The organism is Janthinobacterium sp. 61 (genome assembly GCF_002846335.1).
Lineage (GTDB): Bacteria > Pseudomonadota > Gammaproteobacteria > Burkholderiales > Burkholderiaceae_D > Janthinobacterium.
Map to the genome: position 1 here is coordinate 1,304,792 of NZ_PJMQ01000001.1, position 15,743 is coordinate 1,320,534.

At 62.2% G+C, this 15,743-nt stretch carries 14 protein-coding genes and 1 tRNA gene; 7 read left to right on the top strand and 8 right to left on the bottom strand.

Annotation, left to right across the window (positions count from 1 at the left end; all coding sequences use genetic code 11):
• Positions 1 to 38 precede the first annotated feature (38 nt).
• Positions 39 to 782 (bottom strand): AAA family ATPase, encoded by a 744-nt coding sequence (locus tag CLU92_RS06040; protein ID WP_166674795.1) that lies wholly within the window; start codon positions 780 to 782, stop codon positions 39 to 41.
• Positions 783 to 1,069: 287 nt separating this feature from the next.
• Here CLU92_RS06040 and thrC point away from each other — a divergent pair, with 287 nt between their 5' ends.
• Genes thrC through moaD form a run of 3 tightly spaced genes read left to right on the top strand, consistent with a single transcriptional unit; the run spans position 1,070 to position 4,058 of the window.
• Complete coding sequence (gene thrC, locus CLU92_RS06045; RefSeq protein ID WP_101481157.1) at positions 1,070 to 2,566, top strand: threonine synthase; 1,497 nt, start codon at positions 1,070 to 1,072, stop codon at positions 2,564 to 2,566.
• Positions 2,566 to 3,792, top strand: a complete 1,227-nt coding sequence (gene glp / locus CLU92_RS06050) for a gephyrin-like molybdotransferase Glp (protein ID WP_101481158.1) — start codon at positions 2,566 to 2,568, stop codon at positions 3,790 to 3,792. Before thrC ends, glp begins: the two co-directional genes overlap by 1 nt.
• Before the next feature lie 11 nt (positions 3,793 to 3,803).
• The gene (moaD, locus tag CLU92_RS06055) at positions 3,804 to 4,058 is read left to right on the top strand and encodes a molybdopterin converting factor subunit 1 (protein WP_101481159.1); all 255 of its coding nucleotides are present in this window, start codon (positions 3,804 to 3,806) and stop codon (positions 4,056 to 4,058) included.
• A 48-nt stretch (positions 4,059 to 4,106) separates the two neighbouring features.
• Here the strand turns inward: moaD and CLU92_RS06060 are convergent, their stop codons facing one another.
• Positions 4,107 to 4,349 (bottom strand): hypothetical protein, encoded by a 243-nt coding sequence (locus CLU92_RS06060; RefSeq protein ID WP_101481160.1) that lies wholly within the window; start codon positions 4,347 to 4,349, stop codon positions 4,107 to 4,109.
• Positions 4,350 to 4,504: 155 nt separating this feature from the next.
• Here CLU92_RS06060 and CLU92_RS06065 point away from each other — a divergent pair, with 155 nt between their 5' ends.
• Entirely contained in the window at positions 4,505 to 5,746 is a 1,242-nt protein-coding gene (locus CLU92_RS06065) for a TIGR03862 family flavoprotein (protein WP_101481161.1), read from the top strand.
• A gap of 33 nt (positions 5,747 to 5,779) precedes the next feature.
• Here the strand turns inward: CLU92_RS06065 and CLU92_RS06070 are convergent, their stop codons facing one another.
• The 6 genes from CLU92_RS06070 to hpnC all read right to left on the bottom strand — a co-directional run bounded on the left by CLU92_RS06070 (position 5,780) and on the right by hpnC (position 10,824).
• Positions 5,780 to 6,586, bottom strand: coding sequence for a head GIN domain-containing protein (locus CLU92_RS06070; RefSeq protein ID WP_101481162.1), 807 nt, complete (start codon positions 6,584 to 6,586; stop codon positions 5,780 to 5,782).
• 10 nt (positions 6,587 to 6,596) lie between these two features.
• Positions 6,597 to 7,376, bottom strand: a complete 780-nt coding sequence (locus CLU92_RS06075; protein WP_243858091.1) for a DUF1700 domain-containing protein — start codon at positions 7,374 to 7,376, stop codon at positions 6,597 to 6,599.
• Positions 7,377 to 7,404: 28 nt separating this feature from the next.
• Positions 7,405 to 7,560, bottom strand: coding sequence for a hypothetical protein (locus tag CLU92_RS27700; RefSeq protein WP_166674794.1), 156 nt, complete (start codon positions 7,558 to 7,560; stop codon positions 7,405 to 7,407).
• A 130-nt stretch (positions 7,561 to 7,690) separates the two neighbouring features.
• The gene (hpnE, locus tag CLU92_RS06085; RefSeq protein WP_306821359.1) at positions 7,691 to 9,055 is read right to left on the bottom strand and encodes a hydroxysqualene dehydroxylase HpnE; all 1,365 of its coding nucleotides are present in this window, start codon (positions 9,053 to 9,055) and stop codon (positions 7,691 to 7,693) included.
• Between the two features lie 7 nt (positions 9,056 to 9,062).
• Complete coding sequence (hpnD, locus tag CLU92_RS06090) at positions 9,063 to 9,896, bottom strand: presqualene diphosphate synthase HpnD (RefSeq protein WP_035818538.1); 834 nt, start codon at positions 9,894 to 9,896, stop codon at positions 9,063 to 9,065.
• 46 nt (positions 9,897 to 9,942) lie between these two features.
• Positions 9,943 to 10,824, bottom strand: a complete 882-nt coding sequence (hpnC, locus tag CLU92_RS06095) for a squalene synthase HpnC (RefSeq protein WP_101481165.1) — start codon at positions 10,822 to 10,824, stop codon at positions 9,943 to 9,945.
• 287 nt (positions 10,825 to 11,111) lie between these two features.
• On the opposite strand from hpnC, the gene CLU92_RS06100 reads away from it, so the two are divergent.
• From CLU92_RS06100 to CLU92_RS06110, 3 genes are all read left to right on the top strand, one after another.
• Complete coding sequence (locus CLU92_RS06100; protein ID WP_101481166.1) at positions 11,112 to 12,275, top strand: efflux RND transporter periplasmic adaptor subunit; 1,164 nt, start codon at positions 11,112 to 11,114, stop codon at positions 12,273 to 12,275.
• Positions 12,272 to 15,370 (top strand): efflux RND transporter permease subunit, encoded by a 3,099-nt coding sequence (locus tag CLU92_RS06105; RefSeq protein ID WP_101481167.1) that lies wholly within the window; start codon positions 12,272 to 12,274, stop codon positions 15,368 to 15,370. The genes CLU92_RS06100 and CLU92_RS06105 overlap by 4 nt, the downstream gene beginning before the upstream one ends.
• A 174-nt stretch (positions 15,371 to 15,544) precedes the next feature.
• Positions 15,545 to 15,627, top strand: a tRNA-Leu gene (locus tag CLU92_RS06110).
• Positions 15,628 to 15,743: the final 116 nt, after the last annotated feature.

Genomic DNA, 15,743 nt, shown 5'->3' on the forward strand with positions numbered 1-15,743 from the left:
CAGGGCGTAAGCCGACATCACCACCTCAGCCACCAACTTCACTCCTCCTCAAACAGCTGCTCCAGCCTTCTCGGGTAGTGATTCAAAAAATCGCGCGTCACGGCATAGTGTTCCGTATCCTCATACGCCACTTCGTGGATGCCGCCGCCCGTAAACATCAGGATTTTCGCGTTCGGGTAGGCCAATAAAATCGGCGAGTGGGTGGCGATGATCAGCTGCGAGTCGTCCTGCACCAGCTGGTGGATCACGGACAAGGCCGCCATCTGACGGCTGGGCGACAGGGCCGCCTCGGGCTCGTCCAGCAGATACAGACCCTTGCCCCGCAGCTTGTTGATCAAGGTCGCCATGAACGCTTCGCCGTGCGATTGCGCGTGCAGTGACTTGCCGCCATAGCTTTGCAGGTATTCCGGCGGCATCTCGTCCATGTAGGTGGCGACGTTGAAAAAGCTCTCGGCGCGCAAAAAATAACTGTCATCGGGCTTCTTGTAACTCTTGCTCAGACGCAAGTGCGCGTGCAAGCCCGATTCCTCGTCCGATGGCAGGGCGATGCGCACATTGCGCGTGCCGCCATCCTTGCCGAAGCCCAGCGCCACGGCCAGCGCTTCGAGCATGGTCGACTTGCCGCTGCCATTCTCGCCGACGAAAAACGTCACGTCGCGGTGGAAGTCCATGTGCACGAAGTCACGGATGGCGGGGATGGTGAATGGATAGTGGTCCAGGTCGACGACGGCGTCGGTGCGCAGCGTGGCGCTTTGCAGATACGGTTTTTTACTCAGCGACATGGCCTGTTCCATGAATGGCCGCAATTCGGCCGACAAACACCAGTGTGGCGCAAATCAGGCGCGTACGCCAGTATGCGAGCCCTACTTTACGCGGGGCGTTGATCTCGCCATAGAAAATTTCCAAAGTGCAATGGTTCTAGCTCTGCCGGGCGCTGCTGTTTGACAACAGATGCGGAGGGCAGGACGGCTGTGTTCGCAGGCGATTCGCCTTGGGGAGCGGCTGGCACTATAATATCCGCTGCCATTCATGATCAACCGCACTCAGCTCAACTGGACTCTTCAAATCTATGCATTACGTGTCTACCCGCGCTGATAAAGCGCCTTTGCAGTCGCAACAGTCATCTTTGCAGCAATTTTCCGACATCCTCCTGGGCGGCCTGGCCCCCGATGGCGGACTGTATCTCCCAGAACACTACCCGCAAGTCACTGGTGCCGAGCTCAATGCCTGGCGCACATTGTCGTATGCCGACCTGGCATTCGAAATCCTGAAGAAGTTCGCCACCGATATCCCGGCCGCGGACCTGAAGGCACTGACGGCGAAAACCTATACCAAGGCAGTTTACAAGAACGCCCGCGCCGGCGAAAACGCGGCCGACATCACGCCGCTGCGCGTGCTCGAAGAAAACGTCGTCAAGGGCGGCCAGACCACCCTGATGCTGCAGGCGCTGTCGAACGGCCCGACCCTGGCCTTCAAGGACATGGCCATGCAGCTGCTGGGCAACCTGTTCGAATATACCCTGGCCAAGCAAGATGCCGAGCTCAATATCTTCGGCGCCACGTCCGGCGACACGGGCAGCGCGGCTGAATACGCGATGCGCGGCAAGAAGGGCATCCGCGTCTTCATGTTGTCGCCGCACAAGAAAATGAGCGCCTTCCAGACGGCGCAGATGTTCAGCCTGCAAGATCCGAACATCGTCAACATCGCCGTCAAAGGCGTGTTCGACGACTGCCAGGATATGGTCAAGGCCGTGTCGAACGATTTGCCGTTCAAGGCGAAACAGAAAATCGGCACCGTCAATTCCATCAACTGGGCTAGAGTCGTGGCGCAAGTCGTGTATTACTTCCGCGGCTACCTGGCGGCCACCACCAGCAATGAGCAAAAAGTGTCGTTCACGGTGCCGTCTGGCAACTTTGGCAATATCTGCGCCGGCCATATCGCCCGCATGATGGGGCTGCCGATCTCGAAACTGGTGGCGGCGACGAATGAAAACGACGTGCTCGACGAATTCTTCCGCACGGGTGTGTACCGTGTGCGCAAGTCGGCCGAAACCTACCATACGAGCAGCCCGTCGATGGATATCTCGAAAGCGTCGAACTTCGAGCGTTTCGTCTACGACCTGGTGGGCCGCGACAGCGAGCGCGTGCGCGCGCTGTTTGCCAAAGTGGAAACGCACGGCGGTTTTGACTTGTCCGGCAAGCCTGGCAGCGATGGCGACGAGTTCAAGCTGGTGGCAAAATATGGTTTCAAATCTGGCAAGTCCACGCACCGGGACCGCCTCGACACCATCCGCGACGTGGCCGACGACTACGGCATCACCATCGACACGCACACTGCCGACGGCATCAAGGTGGCGCGCGAGCACCTGGAGCCGAACGTGCCGATGATCGTGCTGGAAACGGCGCTGGCGGCCAAGTTCAACGAAACCATCCTCGAGGCGCTGGGCGTCGACGCCGAGCGCCCGGCCGGCTTCGAAAACATCGAGGACTTGCCGCAAAAGTTCGACGTGATGGATGCCGACGTCGAGAAAATGAAGGCGTACATCGCCGCCAACACGGGACTGTGATGACAGACGCCAGCACTGTACGCAAGCCGATGCTGTCGGTGGCCGAGGCGCAAGCCTTCATGCTGGGCGCGGCGCGTCCGGTGGCCGAGGTGGAGCATATTGACACCATGCGCGCCAATGGCCGCGTGCTGGCGACGGCGCAAACGTCGACCCTGAACGTGCCCGAACGCGACAACACGCAAATGGATGGCTACGCCGTGCGCGCGCAGGATTGCGCCAGCGGCGCGGCCATGCTGGCCGTGTCGCAGCGCATCGCGGCTGGCCACGTGGGCCAGCCCCTGCAGCCGGGGACGGCGGCGCGCATCTTTACGGGCGCCTTGCTCCCGGACGGCGCCGATTGCGTGGTGATGCAGGAGCAGTGCACCTTGCTTGAGGGCGTGGTGACGGTGAATCACGTGCCGCAGGCGGGTGAATGGGTGCGCCGCCAGGGCGAAGATATCCGCGCCGGCGGCGAGATCCTCGGTGCGGGGCGGCGCCTGCGCAGCCAGGAAATGGGCCTGGCTGCCTCCGTGGGCCTGGCCCAGGTGCCCGTGCTGCGCAAGCTGCGCGTCGCCGTCTTCTTTACGGGCGATGAACTGGCCATGCCCGGTGAACCCTTGGCGCCGGGCGCCGTCTACAACTCGAACCGGTTTACCCTGCGCGGCCTGCTGGAAAACCTCGGCTGCGAGATCACGGACCTGGGCATCGTTCCTGATAGCCTGGAGGCCACGCGCGCCGTGCTGCGTCGGGCTGCCCAGGGCAATGATTTGATCATCACCTCGGGCGGCGTGTCCGTGGGCGAGGAAGACCATATCAAGCCGGCCGTGGAAGCGGAAGGGCGGCTGAACATGTGGCAGATTGCCGTCAAGCCGGGCAAACCGCTGGCGTTTGGCGAAGTGCAGGATGCGTTCTTTGTCGGCCTGCCCGGCAATCCCGTGTCCAGCTTCGTTACCTTCCTGCTGTTCGTGCGTCCGTTCATCCTGCGCCTGCAGGGCGTGGCGGGCAATCTGGCGCCTCGCAGCTACAGGCTGCCGGCTGCGTTTGAACGCCTGAAGGCGGACAGGCGCAACGAGTTTTTGCGCGCCAGGATCAATGAGGAGGGCGAACTGGAACTGTTTGCCAACCAGAGTTCGGGCGTGCTGACGTCCACCGTGTGGGGTGACGGCTTGATCGATTGCCCGCCGGGGCTGTCGATCGCGCGCGGCGACATGCTGCGCTTTATCCCGTTTAACGAATTGCTGTACTAAGGGAAGTATCGATGAAGATCAATCTGCGTTTTTTCGCCAGCGTGCGCGAGCTGGTGGGCACGGGCCAGGAAGTGCTGGAGGTGGCCGGGCCGCTGACGGTGGGCGAGGTGAGAACCCTGCTGATCGCCCGCGGCGGCAACTGGGAATATGCGCTGGCGCAGGGCCGTGCGCTGCGCATGGCGCATAATCAGGTGATGTGCGATGCCGATACCGTGATTGCGGAAGGCGATGAAGTGGCATTCTTCCCGCCCGTGACGGGTGGCTGATCGGGCTTGCCCAAATGAAACGGCCACTTCATCGAAGTGGCCGTTTTTTCATGAGGACTTGGTTTTCGGCTTGCTGGCCGGTGTATCGCTGCAGGTGGCGCAGGCGATGGCTTTCTTGTAGCGCCAGTATTTCGAGCCGATGAAGATGGCCGACGCCACCAGCGACCAGGCCAGGGCACTGAGGATATCGGCCTGGCTGGTCGTGCCCTTGCTGTACTCGACCACTGAAAGGATGATGAATAAAATCGAGCTGGCCAGCAGATAGCGGGAAATCCAGAATCCTGCACCCATGTGTTTCTCCTCTTGTCGTCTCATTGTCTCGTGAAGTCAAAGTACTGATCGCTACAGCATGTCCGCGCAGTATGCATCATTTTTCGGCATTATTGCCATCCCCTGGCCTTATCTCGACTAAAATGCCGGGGTTTTCAGCGTCTTCCCTGCTTGCCATGACCAACTCCAGTTCCCCTCCGTTTCACATCGCCGTCATCGGCGGCGGCCCCGCCGGCCTGATGGCCGCACAGGCGGCCGCCGACCAGGGCGCGCAGGTGGAATTGTTCGACGCCATGCCGTCCGTCGGCCGCAAATTCCTGCTGGCTGGGCGCGGAGGCATGAATATCACGCACGCGGAAGGCTATCAGGCCTTTGTCTCGCGCTACGCCAGGCAGGCCAGCCGCCTGAAACCGGCGCTGGACCAGTTTGGCCCGCAGAGGGTGCGCGATTGGGTACACAGCCTGGGCGTGGACACCTTCGTCGGCTCATCGAACCGCGTCTTCCCCACCGATATGAAGGCCGCACCCTTGCTGCGCGCATGGCTGCACCGCTTGCGCGAAGCGGGCGTGCAATTTCACATGCGCCACCGCTGGACGGGCTGGCAGGACGGCCAGCTGGCCTTCGCCACGCCGGACGGCGAACGCCTGCGCTCCTTCGACGCCGTGATCCTGGCGCTGGGTGGCGGCAGCTGGGCGCGCCTCGGTTCCGATGGTGCCTGGGTGCCTTTGCTGCAAGGGCAGGGCGTGGCCGTGGCAGCGCTGGCACCGGCCAATTGCGGCTTCGACGTGGACTGGAGCGAATATTTCAGCAGCCGTTACGCGGGCGAGCACCTGGCCACGGTGGCCATCACGGCGCATGACATCGACGGCCTAACTGTCAAGCGCCAGGGGCAGTGCGTCATCACGGCCGGCGGCGTCGAAGGCGGCCTGATTTATGCGCTGTCGGCCGCACTGCGCGAGCAGATCGCCGCTGAGGGTCACACCACCATCTGGCTGGACCTGGCGCCCGACCACAGCCATGAGCGGGTGTTCGAGGAAGTCACGCGCCCGCGTGGCGCCCGTTCCATGTCCAGCCATCTGCAAAGCCGGCTGGGCATCAAGGGCGTGAAATCGGGCTTGCTGCGCGAATGCCTGGGCGCGGCAGACTTTGCCGACGAGGCCAGGCTGGCTGCCGCCATCAAGCTGCTGCCCGTCACTTTGCAGCGCCCGCGCCCCATCGATGAAGCCATCAGCAGCGCCGGCGGCGTGGTCTTCGATGGCATCGACGGCTGCATGCTGCGCGCCATGCCGGGCGTGTTTGTCGCCGGTGAAATGGTGGACTGGGAAGCGCCCACGGGCGGCTACCTGCTGACGGCCTGCCTGGCGCAAGGCAAGGCGGCCGGCGAGCAGGCGGTCAGTTGGCTGGAAGGGAATTCTTGAAATTACAACAGCATTTGATCATTCACGCCATCATTAATGCCAGATGATGTCTCCTGAGCCACTCTTTTGCGCATCGCGCTGGCGCGGGTTGCCGTGGACGTGGATGTCGCCGCTGCCGCGCAAGGTCAGGTTGGCGGCGTCGCGCACGAAGACGGTGCTCTGACCCGAGCCTTGCAGGCTGACGCTGGCCTTGTCGGTGGCCAGATGCTCGGCATCGATGTCGCCTGAGCCGCTCAAGTCGGCGCGCAGGAATTTCGTGTTGCCGCTGGCGGCGATACGCCCGGAACCCACCATTTCCAGGACCACGCTATCGCTGTTGCCGCCATTGATGTCGAGGTCACCGCTGCCGTTGACCGTCGCTTGCACCTGCTTGTAGCGTCCCGTGAAGCTGACGTCGCCCGAACCCGTCAATTCCAGGATGAAACTATCGCCCGAAAATCCCGTGATCTTGCTGTCGCCATTGCCGTGCACTTCCAAGCGCACAAGCGATGGCAGCACCAGTTCCACCTGTAACGGCTGGCGATGGTGGAAGAGCATGCCTTTCTGGCCGATATGCAGGGTCGTGCCGTCGGCGGTGGTCGCGACGTTCGACAGCAAACGCTGCTCGCCGCTCACCTTCATCGATGGCATGGCGCCGCGGCGCAGCACCAGGTCGATGGGGCCGGCCAGGTCGATGCTGTTGATATCGGCGGAAATCGGGCGCGTTTCGCTACGCACGGCGCGGCCGGCAGCGCTGCTGGGATTGCTGATTCCCTTGGCGCGCAGCGCCGCATAGGACATGGCGATCAGGACCATTGCCAGCAGCAGCATGGACAGGCCAACTTTGAGCAAGCGTTTCATGGCAGCCTTTCTAGTGACCTTTGAGCAGGGAGACATTCATGGCGATGTAGCGCTTGATACCGATCAAGGTGTAGCGCGTTACCACCAGACTGAGCAGGAAGATGGCGATGCCGCCGAGCAGCATGCCCACGCCGAAGACGGTTTGCGTGGTGCGCGCATCGCGGTCCATATCGGTGGAGATGCGGATGCCGCCTCCGGCCAGCGCTTCGGCCCGTTCCATCATGCGCGACGACGCGCCAGGCGCCTCGGGTTCGGACTCAGCTTTGACGGGGCCGGGCAGGTGATCGACTTCGATGCCCGTGTCGCCGATGGTGATGCGTGTCTCGCGGCGCTCGCCGCCATCGTCGTCATGGATGAAGACGTGGCGCAAGGGGCCGTCGAGCACCAGTTCGTTGGCGCCGGACAGGCCGCTGGCCGTGATGGCGATGCCGGCCAGGTAAAAGCTCAGGCCCACGGCATACAGGGTGGCCAGCAGGGCCGCGTAGACGGCGGCAGGCACGACCATGAACAGGTTGAAGATGGCCAGGCCCACCAGCGAGACGAGCAGGCGCAGCAGGTTGACGGGGGTTTTTTTGTGTTCGAAGGCCTGGCGGTGTGTGCTGTTGCGCAAGGTCAGGGCGATTTTCTTCGGGTCGCCCAGGTCGTCGGCCATCTCCTGCTCGCTGCGGCCGGCTGCAGCGCCTTCGATGAAGGTCTGTTCGTAATAGTCGAGCGTCTTGGCCACCAGATCCGGTGGCAAGCCTGCCAGCGCGCGCCGCAGAGAGTCGAGATAGTCTTGCTTGTTCATCATATTCTTCCTGTCCGTCCGCTTCGCCGCCTCAGCCCACTGCTGGCAGCAACATGCTTGCCTGGCTCAGCAGCAATGGCGCTTGTGGCGCCTGCTGACCGTGTATGACGATCAGGGTGGCCAGCGCCACGCAAGCCAGCAGCGCCAGGGCTTTCAAGCTGTTTTTCAAGTGCAAGGTGGTGTGCATGGTATTCCCCGTGGCATGGCCGTTGTCGATGATCAGACTGTACCCAAGCGCACGCGAGCGCACCAGCGCGGTGCGACAGAATGCAATTTCGCGGGGGCGAGCGACACCAGGGGAGGATGCACCGTCAAGTCTACTTTGCCACTTTGCCCGCGGTGACGGCCTTTGCCGCCGCCATGCCGCTGCGCACGGCCGCCTCGATGGTGGCCGGATAGTCTTGCGTTCGGTCATCATTGGCCGTGTAATCGCCCGCCAGCAGCAGGCCCGGCATGCCGCTGGCGTTGCCGGGACGCAATAAATCCGGCGTGCAGGCAAAGGTGGCGCGTTTTTCCGTGATCAGCTGGGTCCAGATCGGTTGTGCCAGTTCCGCCCGCTGCAATACCTGCGCCAGCTGCGCCGCGATGGCTTGCGCCAGCGGCCCATGGCCTTGCTCGGCGGCAGGGCCGGAGGCGCTGATGACAACGGCCAGCAAGCCCGCCTGGCGCGCGTCGAGCTGACCCCGGTCGAAGACGAACTGGCCCCAGTGCTGCCGCTCCGGCGCATCGACAAGGGCGTAAAACGGCAAGTCCAGGCGCACGGTGGCGTCGTATTGCAGGTAGCAGGTGCTGATGGCTTCCGGCGTGAAAGCTTGCATGCGGCTAATGACGTCCTCGAGGCGCGGATCCTGCAAGCCTTGCAGCAGGCTGGCCGCCTGCACGGACGAGGTGGCCACGATGACGCCGTCATAGTGCTCGCCATCATGGCCGCCGTCATCGAGCCGCCAGCGGCCATCGGGCAAGGCGTGCAAGGCGGCCACCTTGGCGCCCGTGCGCACTGCGCCGCCATGCTGGACCAGATATCGGGCGGCGGCCTCGGGAAACAGGGCACTCAGATTTGCTTTCGGAATCAGCATGTCGGATGCGCGGCGGCGGCTCGCGCCCAGGCTGTCGCGTAGCACATTGATGAAGACGCGCGCCGAGGCCCGCTCGGGCGGCGTATTCAGCGCGGCCAGGCACAGTGGATACCACATCAGCCGGTTCAGGCGGTCCGTCTGGTCGAAGCGCTGCAGCAGTTCGCTGACAGTGCAATCGTTGTACAGTTGCCAGCCCATCGTCCGCATGGCGGTGGAAAAGCGCATCAGAGCGAGCTTGTCGGCGCGCAGCAAGCCCTGGGCGCGCAGCAGGGCCCACGCCAGATGCAGCGGTGCGGGCAGGCGCGGCGCGATGAAATCCATGCCGCCAGCACCGGGCGGATAGCGCATCTGCAGTGGCAGGGTGAGGATCACTTCGGCCGGGTCTTGCCCCGCCAGCTTGATCAGGCGCAAGGTTTCCGTGTAGGCGCCCAGCAAGATGTGCTGGCCGTTGTCGAGGACAGTGTTTTCTCTCTCGACCCGGCGCGCGCGCCCGCCCAGGGTACGCGCCGCCTCGAAAACGGTGACGGCATGGCCGGCGCGCGCCAGTTCCATGGCCGCCGCGCAACCAGCCCAGCCGGCGCCGATGACGGCGTAGCGTTGCTTCACGCTACTCTCAGCCACGAACCCAGGTCTTCCAGGCCAGCCACAGCTTGCGGATCGGCGTGAGCGAAATGCGCTGTTTCAGCACGTGATAGCCGTCGCGCTCGACTTCATTGAGCACGGTACGGTAGATGGCCGCCATGATCAGGCCCGGGCGCTGGGCACGGCGGTCCTCGGCTGGCAGGAGCGCAAACGCTTCGTCATACGCCTTTTGCGCGCGCGCTACCTGGAAACGCATGAGATTTTCAAAGTTTTCGCTGTGGCGCGCGTTCAGCAGGTCGGCCGCCGTGACATTAAATTGCTGCAACTCGCTGATCGGCAGGTAGATGCGCCCCTTGCGCGCATCTTCGCCCACATCGCGGATGATGTTGGTCAGCTGGAAGGCGTGGCCCAGCTTTTCCGCGTACAGCAGGGTTTCCGGGCGCGTCGCGCCAAAGATGCTGGCCGACAAGATACCGACCACGCTGGCCACGTGCCAGCAATAGCGGCTCATGGCCTGGTAGTCGAGGTAGCGGGTCTGGTTCAAGTCCATTTCCATGCCGTCGATGATGGCCTGCAAATGCTTTTCTTCCAGCTTGTAGATGTCCAGATGGGGCTGCAGCGCGCGCATCACGGGATGCGTGGGATTGCCCTCGTACATGGCCTTGACTTCCTTGCGCCACCAGACCAACTTGGTGCGTGCCACGGCTTCGTCCGTGCATTCATCGACCGTGTCATCGACTTCGCGGCAGAAGGCATACAGGGCCGTGATGGCCTTGCGGCGCTCCGCAGGCAGGAACAGAAAGCTGTAGTAGAAGCTGGAGCCGCTCTGGGCGGCCTTTTGTTGGCAGTATTCGTCGGGAGACATAGTCAAAAGAGCAAGGGTTGCAGATCGAAGCCGCTATTCTATCGTCTTACAGACTGGGCGACGGGGGAAAAGCCGTTTTTACTTGCGTCTCTTGATGCAGGCTTTTGCGCGACATGCGCAAGGCGCGCCAGAAAATGATCAGCCAGTCGCGTTTCTCCAGCTTGGGGCGGCGCCGGAACACGTCGTAATTGACCGCTTCGATGGCTTCGAGAATGCGCAAGCCTCCTTGCACCACGAGACGCAATTCCCAGCCGATGCGCCCCCGCAAACGCAGGGCCAGCGGCGCGCCGGACAGCATCAGGGCGCGCGTGCGGGCCACTTCGAAGCGCATCAGGGCGCTCCACTTGCCGTGCGCTTCGGGCCGCTCAAAGGAGGCGGCGGAGACGGCAAAGCGGGTCAGGTCTTCCATCGGCAGGTAGATGCGCTCCTTTTGCTGGTCGATGGCGACGTCTTGCAGGAAATTAATTAGTTGCAAAGCTGAGCAAATCGCATCGGAATCGCGTACATTCTGTTCATCGGCCGCACCGTACAGATGCAGCATCAGCAGCCCCACCGGGTTGGCGGAACGGGCGCAGTAATCGAGCACGTCGTCGTAGCTGGCATAGCGCGTCGTTTCCACATCCTGCTTGAAGGCCGACAACAGATCGTAAAACGGCTTGAGCGGCAGCTGGAATTTGGCGATGACGGCGGCCAGGCGTTCGAACATGGCGGCGTTCTCGCCCGCATGGCCTTCGTGGCGGGCTATGCGGCCCAACGCCTCTTCGTAGGCGTGCAGGGCTGCCAGGCGTTCGGCCGGCGTGGCGTCGCCTTCATCGGCCAGGTCGTCGGCGCTGCGGGCGAAGGCATAGATGGCCTCGACAGCGGGCACCAGGCGGCGCGGCAGCAGGAATGATGCAACAGGAAAATTTTCGTAATGGTCTACAGGCATGAACACACTTCTCTAGTCTTGCGTTTGTCCGGCACCCTGCCAACGCAGGAAGCGCCAAACGTTGTACGTCTCAAGATTAATGACGCAAAAGTCACTAAAAGCTTTTGCGCACGATTATAATTAATAACCAGAAAGTCATTAGGGGGAATCGCTCCCTGTCATGACCAAGCTGATATTGTCACAAATTTAAGGATATCGTGTGCGAAAAAGTTTGGCTAGCATCACTTAGCAAGCGAAAAGTTTCCTCACGCAAAAATCTAACAGCCCGCATAGTAAAGGAAAATACCTTGTTTGCCCTGAAAACCCTGCGCCGCGAGACCGGCGCACCCGCACTGCCCGCTCTGTGGCTGATTGCCGCCGCCGCCCTGGCACTGACCCTGGCGGCCTGTTCCAAGCCGGCCGTCAAAGTGGAAGATGTGCGCCCCGTGCGCGCGATGGTGTTGTCTAGCAGTAATGTTGACGTCAGTGCGGAACTGGCGGGCGAGGTCGTGCCCCGCGTCGTGTCGCAGCTGGGTTTCCGCGTGGGCGGCAAGATCGTCGCGCGCAAGGTCGATGTGGGCGCCAGCGTGAAAAAGGGGCAAGTGTTGATGCAGCTCGATCCCGTCGACTTGCAGCTGTCGCAAGCCCAGGCCAAGGCGTCGCTGGTCAGCGCGGAAACGAACCGCGACCTGGCACGCGCTGAATTGAAGCGCTACCAGGATTTGCGCGCGAAGAATTTCGTCAGCCAGGCTGTGCTTGATGGCAAGGATGCCACTTACAAGGCGGCGCAGGCCAACGTGGAAGCGGCCCAGGCCCTGCACCGCGGCCAGGCCAACCAGTCCGGCTATGCCAGCTTGCTGGCCGACGTCGATGGCGTCGTCACGCGCATCGAGGCCGAGGTGGGGCAGGTCGTCGCGGCTGGCACGCCCGTGGTGCAGGTGGCCAAAAGCGGCGAAAAGGAAGTCGTGATCGGCCTTCCCGAAGACAAGGTCGAGACCTTGCGCAGCGTCAAGGATGTGGTGGTGCGCCTGTGGGCCGATCCGAAGCAGGGCTGGCCGGGCAAGATACGCGAAGTGTCGCCCGTGGCCGATGCCGCCACGCGCACTTACCTGGCCAAGGTCAGCATCCCGGACGTGCCGCAAGCCCGCCTGGGCATGACGGCCGTGGTGCAGTTCGCTTCGCAGTCGGCCACGCCGCAGATCAAGGTGCCGCTGACGGCCCTGTTCAATGAAAAGTCGCAAAGCTCAGTATGGGTGGTGGAAAACGGCGCCGTGAAACTGGTCCCGGTCACCGTGGGCGGCGTGGCGGGCAATGAATTGCTGCTGACCTCGGGCGTGAAAGCGGGGCAGACGGTGGTCACGGCCGGCGTCAACTTGCTCAAGCCTGGGCAAAAAGTCTCTATCCTTGGCGCAGAACTGGCCAGCAAGCCGGATGTGGCCGCCGCCGCAGTCAGCGTGGGGGCCGGCAAATGAAGGGCGGCTTCAATCTGTCTCGCTGGGCCCTCGAACACATCCCGCTGACGCGCTACCTGATGGCCGTGCTGCTGATCGGCGGCATGCTCAGCTATGCCAGCCTCGGCCAGGATGAAGATCCCCCGTTTACCTTCCGCGCCATGGTCTTGCAAGCGTACTGGCCCGGTGCAACGGCGCTGCAGATGGCCGAGCAGGTGACGGACAAGCTGGAAAAGAAGCTGCAGGAAACGCCCTACATCAATGAAATCACCAGTTATTCGAAGCCCGGCGAAACCCTGATCTTGCTGGAGCTGCGCGAATCGGCGCCGCCCAAGGAAACGGCGGCCGCCTGGTACCAGGTGCGCAAAAAGATCGGCGACATCAAGGGCACCTTGCCGGCCGGCGTGGTGGGACCGTTCTTCAATGACGAGTTCGGCGACACCTACGGCTCCATCTTCGCACTGTCCGGCGACGGTTTTACCTACGCGGAAATGAAGGATTACGCGGACAAGGTGCGCCAGGAGCTGCTGGCCGTGGGGCAGGTATCGAAGGTGGAACTGTTCGGCGTGCAAGACGAGAAGATCAATATCATCTTTTCGCACAAGAAATTTGCCCAGCTGGGCATTCCTTTTGACGCCATCGTGCAGCAATTGTCCGAGCAAAACAGCATCAACGCCACGGGCGTGCTGGTGACGCCGACAGACAATCTGCAAGTGCGCGTGACGGGCGCCATGGTTACCGTCAAGGATCTGGAAAACCTGGAGCTGCGCGCCAACGGCACGACCTTCCGGCTAGGCGACTTTGCCACCGTGAAACGCGAATTCGTCGATCCGCCGAAGGACAAGATGCGTTTCAATGGCAAGGAAGTGATAGGCCTGGGCGTGTCGATGGAAAAGGGCGGCAACATCATCGACATGGGCAAGGCCTTGCAAGCGACGGTGACGCGCATGAAGAGCGAATTGCCGGTGGGCATAGAGCTGCAGCGCGTGTCGAACCAGCCGGAAGCCGTGTCCGCCTCCGTGGGCGAGTTCGTGCATACCCTGATCGAAGCCATCCTGATCGTACTGGCCGTCAGCTTTGTCGCGCTGGGCCTGCACACGAAACCGCTGCGTATCGACGTGCGGCCCGGCCTGGTGGTGGCCCTGACCATCCCCCTGGTGCTGGCCGTCACCTTCCTCTTCATGCGCCTGCTCGACATCGACTTGCACAAGATTTCCTTGGGCGCCCTGATCATCGCGCTGGGACTGCTGGTCGATGACGCCATCATTGCCGTCGAAATGATGGTGCGCAAGATGGAAGAGGGCATGTCGCGCTTCGACGCGGCCACGTTCGCCTACACGTCGACAGCCATGCCCATGCTGACGGGCACCCTGATCACGGTGGCGGGCTTCCTGCCCATTGGCCTGGCCAAGTCGGCCGCTGGCGAATACACGTTCTCCCTGTTCTCCGTCAATGCGCTGGCCCTGATCATTTCCTGGGTGGTGGCCGTCGTCTTCACGCCCTATATCGGCTACGTTTTGTTGAAAGTGAAACCGCACGCGCATAACGACCATGAATTGTTCGATACGCCGAACTTCCGCCGCTTCCGCCGTGCCGTCACATGGTGCGTGGAATGGCGCAAGACGACGATCGCTGCCACCCTGGTCATCTTTGCGCTGGGTATTTATGGTTTTAACTTCATCGAAAAGCAATTCTTCCCCGATTCCAGCCGTCCTGAATTGATGGTGGAGCTGTGGTCGCCCGAGGGCACGACCTTTGCCGCGAATGAAAAGCAGGTGAAAAAATTCGAGGCCTATGTGGGCAAGCTCGACGGTGTGGACAGCGTGACCAGCTATGTGGGCACGGGTAGCCCCCGTTTCTACCTGCCGCTGGACCAGATCTTCCCGCAGACCAATGTGTCACAAGTGGTGATCTTGCCCAAGAGCCTGGCGGATCGCGAGCAACTGCGCCAGAAGATCATCGATGTCTTCAAGAAGGATTTCCCGGAAGTGCGGGGCAGGGTAAAACTGTTGCCGAACGGGCCGCCCGTGCCGTATCCCGTGCAATTCCGTGTCACGGGGCCGGAAGTGGCGGGCGTGCGCACCATTGCCGACCAGGTCAAGGACATCTTGCGCGCCAATCCGAACACTCTGGGCGTCAACGATAACTGGAATGAATCGGTAAAAGTGCTGCGCCTGGACCTGGATCAGGACAAGATGCGCGCGCTGGGCGTCACTTCGAAAACCGTGATGCAGGCGGCCAATACGATTCTGTCGGGCACCGTCATCGGCCAGTTCCGCGAAGACAATAAGCTGATCGATATCCAGGTGCGCCAGCCACTGGAAGAGCGGGCGACGATATCCGTGCTGAATGACACGAATATCCCGACGGGAACGGGCAAGTCCGTGCCCATCTCGCAGCTGGCCCGCGCGCATTTCGTGTGGGAGCCGGGCGTGGTCTGGCGCGACAAGCGTGAATGGGCCATTACTGTGCAGTCCGACGTGGTCGACGGCATCCAGGGCGCGACGGTCTCCACGCAGCTGGCGCCGCAGCTCGACGCCTTGCGCGCCAAGATGCCGGCCGGCTACCGCATCACCGTGAAGGGCGTGGCGGCCGACAGCGGCGAGGCGGAAGCGTCGATCGCGGCCAACCTGCCGCTGGCCATCTTCATCATCTTCACCTTGCTGATGCTGCAGCTGCACAGTTTCTCGCGCTCCCTGCTGGTGTTCCTGACGGGCCCGCTGGGCGTGGCGGGCGCCGCATTTGCCTTGCTGCTGCTGCATCGCCCGCTGGGCTTTGTGGCCAACCTGGGCGTCATCGCGCTGTTCGGCATGATCATCCGCAACTCCGTGATCCTGGTCGACCAGATCGAGCAAGACATCAAGGATGGCTCGGCCCCCTGGGATGCCATCATCGACTCGGCCGTGCGCCGTTGCCGCCCCATCGTGCTGACGGCCGCCGCCGCCGCACTGGCCATGATTCCTTTGTCGCGCTCCGTCTTCTGGGGGCCGATGGCGGTCGCCATCATGGGCGGCCTGATCCTGGCGACGGCCTTGACCTTGCTGTTCCTGCCGGCCCTGTATGCGGCCTGGTTCCGGGTCAAGAAGCCCGAGCCGGTGAGCGCAAAAGAGGGCTAGGGACAGGCGCCAGGGTATCAGCATAAAAAAGGCGGCATTCCTCTGGGAAATCCAGTAGAATGCCGCCTTTGCTTTAGCGCGGGCTTGCTCGACAAGTCCAAGGTAGCCAGATCGTTCCCGAGTTGTTAAAATCAGTAACGGCAGGTGTGTAGCCTGCGGCAAGTAGTACGAAATGCGGATGTGGTGGAATTGGTAGACACGCTGGTCTTAGAAGCCAGTGCTTCGGCTTGGGAGTTCGAGTCTCCCCATCCGCACCAATCCGGGTTGTTCCAGCCCGGATGTGCAGCACCATCAAGTTGTTCTTCAGCCTCGTTGCAGGCATCTTTTTTGTTTTCCTGTTGCCTTTGCTATATTTCCGTCATTCGGGATGTCT